The following is a 14169-nucleotide window of genomic DNA, read 5'->3' as shown; positions in this document are numbered from 1 at the left end:
CCTAAATATATCAGTCAAGCCCGCAAAACTTAACTGCATTTCGGCTCTAAAGCGAATAAAATAGTGCAAGAGTACTATCAGTCAGCCTGAGGTAAATAGCACAGTTGACTTAAACTTCACTTAATAACTTAACCTCCGCTAGATATTGGGAGTGATGGGGTTAACTTATTGGTGCGAACACTAGATATGCGGTAATCTAATCTCCATCCGTCTGTGGTTGAGAAGCCCATGTCTTTCGTTGGCCTGCATATTCACAGTGACTACAGCTTGCTCGACGGAGCCAGCCAGTTGCCCGCCCTCATCGATCGCGCCTTGGAACTCGGTATGCCCGCGATCGCGCTGACGGATCACGGAGTCATGTATGGGGCGATCGAATTAATCAAAGTTTGCCGTGGCAAAAATATTAAGCCAATTATTGGCAACGAAATGTATGTGATCAACGGTGACATCGAGAAGCAAGAGCGCCGTCCTCGCTATCACCAAGTTGTACTGGCTAAAAACACTCAGGGCTATAAGAATCTGGTAAAGCTCACCACCATCTCCCACTTAAAGGGGGTGCAGGGTAAAGGCATTTTTTCTCGCCCTTGCATTAACAAAGACTTATTGCAGCAATACCACGAAGGGCTAATTGTCACGAGTGCTTGCCTGGGTGGTGAAGTGCCACAAGCCATCATGCAAGGCAAACCAGAAGTCGCGCGTCGAGTCGCTCAGTGGTACAAAGATCTGTTTGGAGAGGATTATTATCTCGAAATTCAAGATCACGGTTCTACCGAAGACCGCATCGTTAATGTTGAAATTATTAAAATTGCTCGCGAGTTAGACATCAAAATTGTCGCCACCAACGATTCGCATTTTATTTCTTGCTTTGATGTCGAAGCCCATGATGCGCTGTTATGTATTCAAACAGGTAAGCTAATTGCTGAGGATAAACGGCTGCGCTATAGCGGAACTGAGTATCTAAAATCAGCAGATGAAATGCGGCAACTATTCCAAGATCATTTGCCTGATGAAGTGATTGAAGAGGCGATCGCAACCACGCTAGAAGTTGCTGAAAAAGTAGAACCTTACGACATCTTAGGCAAAGATCCTCTACCAAATTATCCTGTTCCCGAAGGTCACACTCCTGATACTTATCTAGAATACGTAACTTGGGAAGGTTTACTCCAGCGATTAAGCTGTCAGTCTCGCCAAGAAATACCTCCCACCTATCGCGAGCGCTTGGAGTATGAGCTAAAAATGCTCCAGCAGATGGGATTTCCTAATTATTTCTTAGTTGTTTGGGACTATATTAAATACGCCAGAGATAGTGGCATTCCAGTGGGGCCAGGACGTGGTTCAGCCGCAGGTTCTCTAGTCGCCTACGCTCTAAAAATTACTAATATTGATCCGGTTCATCATGGCTTACTATTTGAGCGATTTTTGAATCCAGAACGGAAGTCAATGCCTGATATTGATACCGATTTCTGCATTGAAAAACGTGACCAAATGCTGGAATATGTCACCCGCAAATATGGTGAAGATCGAGTAGCGCAAATTATTACTTTCAACCGTATGACCTCAAAAGCGGTGCTGAAAGATGTAGCCAGAGTGTTGGATATTCCCTACGGCGAATCCGATCGCATGGCGAAATTGATTCCAGTAGCTCGGGGCAAACCCGCCAAGCTCAAGGTCATGATTTCGGACGGCACTCCCGCCCCAGAATTTAAAGAAAAATACGATGGTAATCAAACCATTCCCAACACTTCCGTTACTTATCGCCGCTGGATTGATATGGCAATCCGGATTGAGGGCACGAACAAAACCTTTGGGGTTCATGCTGCTGGAGTGGTGATCTCAGCACAACCTCTAGATGAAATCGTGCCGTTACAGCGGAACAATGATGGCTCTGTGATTACTCAATATTTTATGGAGGACATCGAGAATATTGGCCTCCTAAAAATGGATTTTCTGGGTCTTAGAAACTTGACGATGATCCAGAAAACGGTTGACTTAATTGAGCAAACGCATGGTCAAAAAGTTGATCCAGACGAAATTCCCATTGATGACCCCAAAGCTTTTGCTCTACTCGCCAAAGGTGAACTAGAAGGTATTTTTCAGTTAGAGTCTTCTGGCATGCGCCAGGTCGTACGTGATCTCAAACCTTCAAATCTAGAAGATATTTCATCGATTCTGGCTCTTTACCGTCCGGGACCTTTAGATGCGGGTCTAATTCCTAAGTTTATTAACCGCAAACATGGCCGAGAACAAATTGATTATGCTCATCAAATTTTAGAGCCTATTCTCAAAGAAACTTACGGCATCATGGTCTATCAAGAGCAAATTATGAAAATTGCTCAAGATATGGGTGGCTATTCATTGGGACAAGCCGATTTGCTACGCCGAGCTATGGGTAAAAAGAAGGTATCTGAGATGCAAAAGCATCAAGAAATCTTTGTAGACGGCTCAACTAAAAGTGGTGTGAAGTCCAAAATTGCCGAAGAACTCTTCAATCAAATGGTGCTCTTCGCAGAATATTGCTTCAATAAATCTCATTCCACAGCTTATGGGTATGTAACTTATCAAACGGCTTATTTAAAGGCGAATTATCCAGTCGAATATATGGCAGCGTTATTGACTGCTAATAGTGGCGACCAGGATAAAGTTCAAAAATACCTTAGTACCTGTTTGAGTATGGGGATCGAGGTGGAGCCACCAGACATCAATCGATCGCTTGTGGACTTTACCCCGCTTAAAACCAGTATTTTGTTCGGTTTGTCAGCGGTACGTAACGTCGGGCAAGGTGCGATCGAGTGTATTTTGGCCGCTCGGGATGAAGGAGGTTCTTTCAAGTCGCTGGCAGATTTGTGCGATCGCGTGGATTCTCGCTCAGTAAACCGCCGAGCTTTAGAAGCCTTAATTCAGTGCGGGGCGATGGATGCTTTTGACCCTAACTCCAACCGCAACCAGCTAATTCAAGATTTGGAGCTAGTGACTGACTGGGCGCAATCGCGGGCGAAGGATCGAGCGATCGGGCAGGGTAACTTGTTCGATCTATTTGGTGGAGCAACGACTGAAAGCCCTGATACAACTGCTACTAATTTTGAATCTGCTCCTAAAGCGCCGCCCGTAGAGGATTTTCCGCAACAAGAAAAGCTACGGCTAGAGAAAGAATTGCTCGGTTTCTACATCTCCGACCATCCGCTGAAATCGGTGCAGCAATCCGCTAAAATCTTGGCCCCGATCAATATTTGTGACTTGGGCGATCAGCGTGACGATGTCACCATTAGCACCATCATCATGCTGTCCAGCGTCAAGCCTGTCGTCACTAAAAAAGGCGATCGCATGGCGATTGTGCAAATTGAAGACTTAACCGGACAAGCGGAAGCTGTGGTATTTCCCAAATCTTTTGAGCGGATTGGCGCTTACATTATCCCTGACGCGCGTTTAATGATTTGGGGCAAAGTCGATCGCCGCGATGACCGCAACCAGTTCATTATTGATGATGCTGAACCTGTGGAAGAAGTACGAATGTTGATGGTGGAACTCGATCCCCAGCGAGCCAGCAATATTGAAGACCAACACCGCTTACGGACTGTCCTCTTGGAACATCGAGGCGAAGAAGAGAGAGCCAAAATTTCTGTAGTGGCCGTTATTTCAGCACCGAATCGCCGCCAATTTGTCCGTCTAGGAGCTCAGTTCCGCGTTCAAGATTATCAAGCTGCTGTGAATGCCTTGGCCCAAGCTGGATTTCAAGCTAGAGCATCGGCTTTGGTGAATTCGTAACACTACGGTTTGGCGCTATGCTGGCGCTGGAAATAATCGTGATTAATGTCAGGCATAATTCGGGTAGTCGTACTAAGCTCAGAAGTAGTGCTACCTGAAAAATTCTTTGGAAGACCAGCATCCGAACTCCCCCAATTCCGAGCTAACAGCAGGTCTCAACAAATTGGTTGAGGCTGTGGTTAAATCCGCGATCGCCGCCCACAAAAGTCAAAACTTAGAAGATGCCTTGGCTATTCGAGATGAATTACAGCGTTTGCCGAGAACCTGGATGACTGAAGTCATCAATGGCGTGATGCTGGAATTAGTCCGAATCGACCCCATTTTGTGCCGCTGGTTCGTTCTAGATGTGTTTCTTTACGATGCTGACCCCGAAGGTAAAGCAGATGTAGCGGAGCGCATCAATCTAATGCTGGCTGACCTCAAAGCCAAGGATTCTTAACAAGCACTGGTTTAGGGCTGTTTAGGTGGGAACCAACCAGGACAAAATTCATCATAACTTGTTGCTTACCTCATGGTTATTTAGTAATTGATGGGCACTCTAAGTAAGGCTGTAGAAATCATTAAATCTGTACAGCGGATTCAGGGACCTCGGTAGGATGAGCGGTATTAAACCAGCAACCCTCTACTTCAGAAGTGTTCCCTAACTGAACTACTTTGTGAGGAGAGCCCGTGATGCCAGAAAAACTTTTGCTAGCTGTTACTATTACATTCTCCCTAAATTTATTTTTAGGCGGTAACTGGTCCCCAGGTTCCCAAGCTTCGGAAACGGCCCAGACCCCGGTTGGTTCCAGTCAACTTGCCAATAATTCAGAAGCTCAAGCTTTCTTTACCAATCTCATCAAACCTCCTGCCCTATAGCCCTTCGCGCCTTTGGGGTTGATAGAACTTGTTTGAGGTTGAAACAATCTGGCAATCCTCAAAGTACTATTGAAATGTTGTTAATGAAAACCATGTGCAAGATGCAGGATTATCAGCTCTAAATATAAGGATGGGCCTCCACTCAGCGGCTCAATCTCAATTCTTAGAGCTAAAACTAACTGAGACGAATCCTGGGAACTCTCTGAATCTAGCGGCGTCAAACCAAACAGGAATGTTATAGACCCAGATTCCACCCATGAGTCACTCTCTTCCTGTATCCTGGTCCACGGTTGAGGCAAATGCTCCTCAAGTGCCAGTGCAACCCGAAAAACTCTCAAATTACGATTTGATTTTGCAATGTCAAGAAGGGCTACGGCCCGATCGCTCGGCATTTGCTGAATTAATGCGGCGCTACCAGTCCCATGTAGAACGGGTCTTGTATCATCTTGCTCCTGATTGGCAGGATCGCTCAGATCTGGCTCAAGAAGTCTGGATTCGGGTTTACCGCAATGTCAAACGCTTAAACGATCCAGTGAAGTTCCGGGGGTGGCTAAGCCGTATTGCCACCAACTTGTTCTATGACGAACTGCGGAAGCGCAAGCGAGTATCAGAGCCTCTATCTCTAGATGCGCCGCGAGCGATGGATGACGGAGAAATGGATTGGGAGATTGCTTCTGCTGATCCAGGCCCCGAAGAACACTTGACGACCCGAGAGTTTTACGACCAACTTCGTGAGGCGATCGCTGACTTACCTGAAGTTTTCCGCACCACCATCGTGTTGCGTGAAATTGAAGGCATGGCCTATGAAGAGATTGCCGAGATTACGGGCGTTTCTCTGGGTACTGTAAAGTCAAGAATTGCTAGAGCCAGGCAACGGTTGCAGTTTCAATTACAGAACTATTTGGATGGTCAGTAACATCAACCGTAAGAGATACGGTTAGGGTCTCTGACTTAGGAACAGTGTCAGGCTCAAGCTGTTCTTCTATGATTGGTCTATTAGACTAAATGGTCTGTAAATTTTAGTGTGTTTTCCTGGCGTGACCTGGTAGTGATGTAAAGATGATGTCTGATTTTGAGTCCCGTAACAGCTCTAAACCAACGTCCCCTGAAGATGGTTTCACTGGACAGATTGATAACCCCCATCAACCTACGGGTGCCCGTTCTATGCTCCAACGCGATCGCTTCGAATTATTGAGTGCTTACCTGGATGGTGAAGTCACTGCCGCAGAACGTAAGCAAGTCGAAGAATGGCTAGCAACAGACCCCGTTGTTAAGCGTTTGTACACCCGCTTGCTGGAACTCCGCCAAGGCTTGCAGGCGATGCCCGTACCTGCGGCAAGTCAATCGGTTGACCAAACCGTTGATGCCGTGTTCAAGCGAATTAATCGTCGGCCTAAGCAACTTCTACTTTGGGGTGGCGCAGCGGTTGCAGCTTTATTTGTGGGTGCGGTTTCCGGATTCCTTCCCGGCAACAACTCTTTCAGCCCCCAGTTTGCCCAGTCTCCTATTGAAGGCTCAGGTGTAGCTCAGAATGCACAACTGCCTAGCTCGGCGCAGCCCGTTAATTCTGACGCTTTGATGATTGCCCTAGATCAGCCAGTGGTGGAAATTCCCAAGGCTCCGGTTTCTCTACCAGCGGATGCAGTCGAAGATATTCATAACGACTCCAACGATAATATTCGCTAGATATTTGCTAGCGAAGTATGAGTGGCTAGACGGGCTCTAGCGATCGCGGGTCTCAATTTTTCAGGCAACGAAACCAGGTCACAAAAGAGGTAAAACAGGGGTGGAAGCTGTTTTACCTCTTTCGTTTTGTCAGTGTTTTCTCAACTGGGTCGGGCTTGCGCCAGCCAAATTCCATCGGGGATTAGGACGCCTCGGAGTTGTTGAATGTGATGGAGGTGCATGAGGTAAGCCCAAGCCCTGCCCAACGGTTGCCCCTCTGAGTCAAAAACCGTAATCACTTCTCGTTGATATTCGTTTTGCTCAGGCGATCGCCCTGACACAAAATCTTCTAAAGCATCTAAGCGGGACAAGATGGCTGTGTCCTGGAAGCTAAGCAAAAACCCGTGCACCGTTTGAGTTCCCCAAGTCATAGCTGGGTAGCCCAACGGCAAAGCAAATAGCTGACCACGAGCGATCGCGGGTGTTGCCGTCACAACTTTGCCTGCACAGTAGCGTTGGTAATTCACCTCGCCTGGCTTGAGGGTGCCGTAGACAAAGACTTTCAAGAAATCCATTTGCAATGTAATAGACCAGTGCCGAGCATTTAGAATAGGTAGGCAAACCAGATGACTGAAATTTAGCAGGAGTTCCGTTCGTGGAGTCCCGGTATACCCCCAAAGCAATTGAGGACAAGTGGCAGCAAACTTGGGCTGAGCTAGGCTTAGACCATACCTCTACAGATCCTAACAAGCCCAAATTCTACGCGCTGTCCATGTTTCCCTATCCTTCGGGTAATCTGCACATGGGGCACGTGCGGGTGTATACCATTGCCGATGTGATTGCGCGACTGAAGAAAATGCAGGGCTACCGAGTGCTGCACCCAATGGGTTGGGATGCCTTTGGTTTGCCTGCCGAAAACGCGGCGATCGATCGCGGGATTCAACCCGCTGAGTGGACTTACCAAAACGTGGCTCAAATGCAGAAGCAGTTGCAGAAGCTGGGTACCTGTTTCGACTGGAGTCGAGAAGTCACCACTTGCTCGCCAGATTACTACCGCTGGACGCAATGGATTTTTTTGCAGTTTTACCAAGCTGGCTTGGCCTACCAAAAAGAGTCAGCAGTGAACTGGGACCCGGTTGACCAAACCGTGTTGGCGAATGAGCAGGTAGATAATGAAGGTCGTTCTTGGCGATCGGGGGCGAAGGTAGAGCGGAAGCTGCTGAAGCAATGGTTCCTCAAGATCACCGATTATGCCGAGCAACTGCTCACTGACTTGGACAAGCTCAAGGGTTGGCCAGAGCGAGTCAAGCTGATGCAGGCTAACTGGATTGGCAAATCAGTTGGGGCTTATTTGGAATTCCCCATTGTGGGATCTGACGAAAAAATTGGGGTGTTTACCACTCGCCCGGATACGGTTTATGGCGTGACTTATGTGGTGCTGGCGCCAGAACATCCCCTTACGGCTCGCGTCACCACGAGCGATCGCAAAGAAGCAGTGGAAGCGTTCGCCAAAGAAGTGGCGGGTCAGAGTGAGTTGGAGCGAACCGCAGAGGATAAACCCAAGCGGGGGATTCCAACCGGAGGCAAAGCGATCAACCCGTTCACCGGCGAGGAAGTGCCAATTCTGATTGCCGACTACGTGCTGTACGAGTATGGCACTGGGGCCGTTATGGGGGTGCCTGCTCATGATGTGCGCGACTTCAAGTTCGCCACGGAAAAGAACTTGCCGATCAAGACAGTGATTGTGCCCGAAGGCGGCGATGCCAATGCGCCTCTAGAAGCTGCCTACACTGAGCCAGGCATTATGGTCAATTCTGGTCAGTTTGATGGCACGCCATCGATCCAAGGTAAAGAAGCGATCGTTCAGTTTGCGGAAGCACAAGGGTTTGGTAAGGCAAGAGTACAGTATCGCTTGCGAGATTGGTTGATCTCCCGTCAACGCTATTGGGGCGCACCGATTCCGATCATTCATTGCCCCAACTGTGGCGCGGTACCTGTGCCAGACCGAGATCTTCCGGTGCGGTTGCCAGAAAATATTGCGTTCTCCGGTCGGGGGCCATCTCCTTTGGCTCAATTGGAAGATTGGGTGAATGTGCCTTGCCCTACTTGTGGCACCGCAGCGAAGCGTGAAACCGACACGATGGATACCTTTATTGATTCGTCGTGGTACTTCCTCCGCTACCCAGATGCCAACAACGATCAGCAAGCCTTTGACCCTGCCATCACCAATGACTGGATGGCGGTAGATCAGTATGTGGGTGGGATTGAACACGCGATTTTGCACTTGCTCTACTCCCGCTTCTTTACCAAGGTGTTGCGCGATCGCGGTCTGCTCAATTTCGACGAACCCTTTGAGCGCTTGTTGACACAGGGGATGGTGCAAGGCTTGACTTACAAGAACCTTACCACGGGTAAATATGTCACACCTAACTTGGTGAATGCTGCCGATCCCAAAGATCCCGAAACTGGAGAAGCACTGGAGGTCTTCTACGAGAAGATGTCTAAGTCGAAGTACAACGGGGTTGATCCAGAGGCGGTATTGGCGAAGTACGGCGCAGACACAGCCCGGATGTTTATCCTCTTCAAGGCTCCTCCAGAGAAAGACTTGGAGTGGGATGACGCCGATGTGGAAGGTCAGTTCCGCTTTTTGGGTCGGGTGTGGCGCTTGGTGAGTGAGTTTGCCGAGAAGGGTGGCGATCGCACCAAGAAGGCAAATCTAGCTGCATTGAGCAAGCCAGAAAAAGATCTCCGTCGCGCCATCCACATAGCGATCCAAGCAGTGACAGAAGACTTTGAAGGGGAATATCAATTCAACACAGCGGTGTCTGAGTTGATGAAGCTGAGTAATGCGCTCACAGATGCCTCCTGCAAAGAGTCTCCCATCTATGTGGAAGGGATTCAGACATTGCTCTTGCTGTTGGCTCCGTTGGCTCCGCATATTGCCGATGAGTTATGGCAGCGGATTGGACATACAGAGTCAATTCACTTGCAAGCTTGGCCTGAAGCGGAAGCTGCGGCCTTGGTAGCGGATGAAATCACGATTGTGATTCAAATCTTAGGTAAGACTCGTGGCAGTATCCAAGTACCTGCGGGAGCTGACAAAGCGGCCCAGGAGCAATATGCCCGTGAGTCGGAATTGGCTCAGCGCTACATCGAAGGTAAGGAGATCAAAAAGGTGATTGTCGTGCCTGGTAAACTGGTCAACTTCGTCGTGGCGTAGCGATAATAGGGGTTTGGCAATGCTGAACCCCTAACTAATACCTCTCTTTAGTTGTGGGAATCCCGATAAAATAGGGGAGTAGTTGATTGTTCAGGCGGGTTTGTCATGACTACCAACCTTGATACTGGTTGGGATTTATCAGTTGCCAACCGCAACGGTCAACTCGCGCTTGTGGTTGAAGTTAAGCGTAAAATCAACGCATCAGCAGAGTGGGCAGCCAAACTTCGACGCAATATCCTTGCCCATGGCACTTTCCCTAAGGCTCCCTATGTCTTAATGGTCTTTCCAGATCGGTTTTATTTATGGGCTGATACTGAAGGTTATTTAGACCAGAGTGAGCCTACTTATACGATTGATGCCCATCCAATTCTGCAACCCTATTTTGAACAGGCAGGAGTAACAGCTGATCAGATTAGTGGGCAAAGCCTGGAATTGATTGTTGCAGCATGGCTTGGAGAGATCATGCACTCTGAGAAACCTTATGAAAACATGGACCAATCTCAGCGATGGTTAGTCGATTCAGGGTTATATGCTGTCTTGGCTGGTGGAAAGTTTGAGCATGAGATGGCAGCGTGAACATCTATGTTGAGACTAACTTTGTTTTAGAGCTAGCCTTTGAGCAAGAGCAGTGTGCAAGCTGTGAACAAATTCTGCAACTTTGTGAAGCGGGACAGGCAAAACTTGTTATCCCAGCCTACAGCCTTGCTGAACCTCATGAAAAGCTGAGTCGTCAAGCAAGAAGCCGTCGCGATCTGCAACAGTTACTAGATGTTGAATTACGACAGCTGTCCCGTACAGCTTCTTATACCAGTCGGATCAGGAGCATCCAGGATATTGCTAGTTTGCTTGTGCAAAGCAATGAGGAGGAAAGACAGCGCTTTGTTCAATGCCGAGAGCGGTTTCTCAAAGTCGGTGAGGTCATTGCGCTTACCGCTGATATTTTGAGCGAAGCAGCATCTTGTGAAAACACTTATGATTTGACGCCACAAGATGCTCTTGTCTATGCATCAGTCATGAGCCACTTACGGTGCCACCAACCTCAGCAGGCATGTTTTCTGAACCGAAACTCGAAGGATTTTGACAGTCCTGATATTGTTGATGAACTAAATCAACTAAATTGCAGAATGATTCCCCGATTTGATCACGGCTTGAGCTTTCTTCAGGCGCAACTGTGACCGTAGCTATCAAATGTGTGATCCTCCGCTTAGAGGAGACCACGTTGATAGTTATCTGAAGTAGACAAGTTGATTGAGAATAAAAACAGGCTTAACGTGAAATAGAAGTATGCCTGAAAGAATTTTTGGTCATATTCCAGGCTTTCCAGTTGGTTCTTGGTTTGAATCTGGGGCAGAGTTAGCAGCAGCAGGGCTGCACCGTCCCCTTGTAGCAGGGATTAGTGGGACAGAAGCAGATGAAGCAGATTCCATCGTCTTGTCTGGAGGTTATGAGGATGACCAGGATTTGGGTGACGAAATTCTCTATACGGGTCAAGGTGGACGAGACCAAAATACTGGTAAGCAAGTTGCTCATCAAAAGCTAAATCGTGGCAATCTAGCATTAGCAAAGAGTAAGCTCAAAGGATTACCAGTTAGGGTAATTTGTGGTTCAGCACATAAGAGTAACAATTCACCTTCCACAGGGTACAGATATGATGGCCTTTACCGAGTAGAAGACTTTTGGCAAGAAAAAGGTAGAGCAGGATATTACGTTTGGCGTTATCGTCTGGTAAAATTTTTTGAAAATGAAATTTTTACTTCTTCAAAAGTTACAGACGACTTAGCTTCTTACTCTATTTCGTATCGCCAAGAAACGAATATTTTGAGAATTGTTAGAGATACTAACCAGGCACGAAGAATCAAAGAGCTATATGATTACTGTTGCCAAGTTTGTAGTACTCGCTTTGAAGGAGCTGTAGGACCCTACGCAGAAGCAGCCCATATCAGACCATTAGGCATACCTCACAATGGTTGCGACTCAGTAGATAATCTTCTCTGCCTCTGCCCCAATCATCATGTGCTCTTTGACTATGGTGCTTTTTCTGTAGCAGATAACTTATCCTTAATAGGAATAGAAGGCGTCCTTACAGTAATAGCTGAGCATAAGATCCATCCAGATAATTTACGTTATCACAGAGAACATTACTATCTTAAGCAGGGTGAGTTATAAGGACTAGCGATCGCCCCTATTTTTCCTCAACCAGGAGCGATCGCTGCCTCTCTAGCGTTTCTTGCCAAATTTGGCTTTGAGGTCGTTGAGTGTGGCAGGTGGGGTTTTGGCGCGATCGCCCTGCTTTTCACCCTGCTTTTCGCTTTGCTGTTTGCTTACCTGATTCCCTTTACTGGGCTGACTGGTGGGTCTGGGAGCTTCTTGTCCAGAGCGCATGGTTAAACTGATCCGCTTGAGGGCTTCGTTAACCTCCAGCACTCGTACCTTTACCACCTGACCCACTTTCACAATCTGTTTGGGGTCGCTGACAAAGCGATCGGCGAGCTGGGAGATATGGACTAAGCCATCTTGATGCACACCAACATCCACAAAGGCTCCAAAGTTAGCCACATTGGTCACGACACCTTCTAACTCCATGCCAACTTGCAAGTCTGAAATTTCTTTGACGCCTTCTCTGAAGGTGGCGTATTTGAACTCAGCACGGGGGTCACGGCCTGGTTTTTCTAACTCACTGATAATGTCGCGTAGTGTCGGTTCTCCCACCGTCTCAGTCACATATTTTTTCAGATTGGTAGAGTTTACCCGTTCTGCAACTTGCGTGATCTGGGTGAGAGGTACCTGTAAATCCTTGGCGATCGCTTCTACGACTTTGTAACTCTCTGGGTGAACGGCGGTGTTGTCCAGTGGATTCTCGCCGTCTCGAATGCGTAAAAAGCCTGCGGCCTGCTCGAAAGCTTTAGGGCCGAGCTTTGGCACTTTCAGGAGTAAACGGCGGTTCTTGAAGGCACCGTTTTGGTTGCGATAGGCAACGATGTTGTTGGCGATCGTGGGAGTGATGCCAGAAACAAAAGTCAGCAGTTCCTTAGAAGCAGTGTTGAGGTCCACGCCCACATAGTTGACGCAACTCTCTACCGTTTCGTCTAACTTCTTCTTTAGCAGCTTTTGGTCTACGTCATGTTGGTACTGCCCCACCCCAATCGATTTAGGGTCAATCTTTACCAGTTCTGCTAAGGGATCTTGCAAGCGTCGTCCAATGCTGATCGCACCACGCACGGTGATATCTAAGTTAGGAAATTCTGCGATCGCCACCTCACTGGCGGAATAGATCGAAGCACCCGACTCGTTCACCATCACCTTGACTGGCTTGCGGTCTAAGGTTGCCAATACTTCTGTGACGAACTCATCCGTTTCTCGTCCAGCGGTGCCATTGCCGATCGCAATCAACTCAACCTGATATCGCTCAATCAACTGCTTGAGGGTGGCAGCGGCTTGGGCGCGTTGCGCTGCTGCTTGGTGAGGAAAGATGGCTTGATAGGCGAGAAACTGTGCTGTTTGGTCGAGAACAGCGACTTTGCATCCGGTGCGGAAACCAGGGTCGATCGCCAAGGTGGGTTTCATGCCAGCGGGACTGGAGAGGAGCAATTCCCGGAGATTAGTTTCAAAGGTTTTGATCGATTCCATATCTGCGTAGGCTTTGCGATCGCCCCGTACCTCACTGATTAAAGAGGTTTTCATCAAGCGATTAAACGCATCTTTAATCATGGTGCGGTAGAAGTCGCGCACTGCTGGAGTTTTGGTGCGGATTGTCTGCGACTCCAAATAGGAGAGCACTGCTGTTTCATCGAAGGTGAGGTCAAAGTCTAAAATCCCTTCTGCCTCGCCGCGATAGAGCGCTAAGAGATTATGGGGAGCGATCGCTTTAGCTTTGGCTTGGAAGTTGCGGTACATCTCAAACTTAGTTGTACCTTCTGCATAATCTGCCTTGATTTTGGAGACAAAGATGCCTGTCTCCATCAGGTAATCCCGCAAATAAGCTCGTAGCTCTGCTTGCTCCGCTACACCTTCTGCCAAAATATCCGAGGCACCTTGGAGAGCATCTTCGCTCGTCTTCACTCCCTGTTCCTCAGAGAGATATTTGCTGGCTTCTGTTTCTAAGGCAGCAGGAGCCGCACTAGAGCGGTTCAAGGCTTGAATAAACTCGGCTAGCGGTTGCAGCCCCCTTTCCCTGGCAATGGTGGCTCTAGTGCGACGCTTAGGCTTGTAGGGCAGGTAGAGGTCTTCTAATTCGTTTTTCTGGAGGCAAGGGACAATCTTAGCTTGCAGTTCTTCGGTTAGTTTTCCCTGAGCGGCGATCGCCTCTAAGATGGCAGCTTTGCGCTCTTCCAACTCGCTGAGGTAAGTGTAGCGATCGAAGAGAGCTCGCAGTTGCACCTCATTCATTTCCTCGGTGCGCTCTTTGCGGTAGCGGGCAATGAAGGGAACGGTAGCTCCTTCAGCAAAGAGTTCTAAGGCGCTTTTAACCTGGTGGGGTCTGAGGTCTAGCTCTTCAGCCAGAATTTGAGGAATGTTCAGCATCGCGATCGCAAGAGTCGAGTGGGAACGTCAGTGTTAACTGTTTTAGCAGTTTTGATCATCTTATCTCCACCTGCATGACTCAGCCAAAATTACTGGCTTAATTAATCTGTACTGGAGGCGATCGCCTTCACGATTAACTAGCG

The 14169-nt window shown here is 48.2% G+C and carries 11 protein-coding genes; 9 read left to right on the top strand and 2 right to left on the bottom strand.

Going from position 1 to position 14169, the window contains the following annotated elements; genetic code table 11:
- The first annotated feature begins 228 nt into the window (after positions 1-228).
- The 5 genes from H6F90_RS09835 to H6F90_RS09815 all read left to right on the top strand — a co-directional run bounded on the left by H6F90_RS09835 (position 229) and on the right by H6F90_RS09815 (position 6306).
- Positions 229-3762 (top strand): DNA polymerase III subunit alpha, encoded by a 3534-nt coding sequence (locus tag H6F90_RS09835; protein ID WP_190552293.1) that lies wholly within the window; start codon positions 229-231, stop codon positions 3760-3762.
- A gap of 106 nt (positions 3763-3868) precedes the next feature.
- On the top strand, positions 3869-4201 hold the full coding sequence (locus tag H6F90_RS09830; RefSeq protein ID WP_190439616.1) for a hypothetical protein: 333 nt from the start codon (positions 3869-3871) through the stop codon (positions 4199-4201).
- Positions 4202-4434: 233 nt separating this feature from the next.
- Complete coding sequence (locus H6F90_RS09825) at positions 4435-4620, top strand: hypothetical protein (RefSeq protein WP_190552292.1); 186 nt, start codon at positions 4435-4437, stop codon at positions 4618-4620.
- Positions 4621-4876: 256 nt separating this feature from the next.
- Positions 4877-5536, top strand: a complete 660-nt coding sequence (locus H6F90_RS09820; protein ID WP_190439613.1) for a sigma-70 family RNA polymerase sigma factor — start codon at positions 4877-4879, stop codon at positions 5534-5536.
- Positions 5537-5679: 143 nt separating this feature from the next.
- Entirely contained in the window at positions 5680-6306 is a 627-nt protein-coding gene (locus H6F90_RS09815) for an anti-sigma factor (RefSeq protein ID WP_242024399.1), read from the top strand.
- A gap of 140 nt (positions 6307-6446) precedes the next feature.
- Here the strand turns inward: H6F90_RS09815 and H6F90_RS09810 are convergent, their stop codons facing one another.
- A complete protein-coding gene (locus tag H6F90_RS09810) occupies positions 6447-6860 on the bottom strand; it encodes a gamma-glutamylcyclotransferase (RefSeq protein WP_199295810.1) in 414 nt (137 codons plus the stop codon).
- A gap of 80 nt (positions 6861-6940) precedes the next feature.
- Here H6F90_RS09810 and leuS point away from each other — a divergent pair, with 80 nt between their 5' ends.
- From leuS to H6F90_RS09790, 4 genes are all read left to right on the top strand, one after another.
- Positions 6941-9505, top strand: coding sequence for a leucine--tRNA ligase (gene leuS / locus H6F90_RS09805; RefSeq protein WP_190552291.1), 2565 nt, complete (start codon positions 6941-6943; stop codon positions 9503-9505).
- Positions 9506-9610: 105 nt separating this feature from the next.
- On the top strand, positions 9611-10081 hold the full coding sequence (locus H6F90_RS09800) for a hypothetical protein (RefSeq protein WP_190552290.1): 471 nt from the start codon (positions 9611-9613) through the stop codon (positions 10079-10081).
- Positions 10078-10680: a PIN domain-containing protein gene (locus tag H6F90_RS09795; protein ID WP_190552289.1), complete on the top strand. Its 603-nt coding sequence runs from the start codon at positions 10078-10080 to the stop codon at positions 10678-10680. The genes H6F90_RS09800 and H6F90_RS09795 overlap by 4 nt, the downstream gene beginning before the upstream one ends.
- A 109-nt stretch (positions 10681-10789) precedes the next feature.
- Entirely contained in the window at positions 10790-11671 is an 882-nt protein-coding gene (locus tag H6F90_RS09790) for a YDG/SRA domain-containing protein (protein WP_190552288.1), read from the top strand.
- A 51-nt stretch (positions 11672-11722) separates the two neighbouring features.
- Here H6F90_RS09790 and H6F90_RS09785 read toward each other — a convergent pair whose 3' ends face one another.
- Entirely contained in the window at positions 11723-14026 is a 2304-nt protein-coding gene (locus tag H6F90_RS09785; RefSeq protein ID WP_190552287.1) for a Tex family protein, read from the bottom strand.
- Positions 14027-14169 lie beyond the last annotated feature (143 nt).

The organism is Trichocoleus sp. FACHB-591 (assembly GCF_014695845.1).
Classification (GTDB): Bacteria; Cyanobacteriota; Cyanobacteriia; order FACHB-46; family FACHB-46; genus Trichocoleus.
The sequence above is the reverse complement of the archived record's forward strand: the minus strand, read 5'-3'. Positions and strand labels throughout refer to the sequence as shown.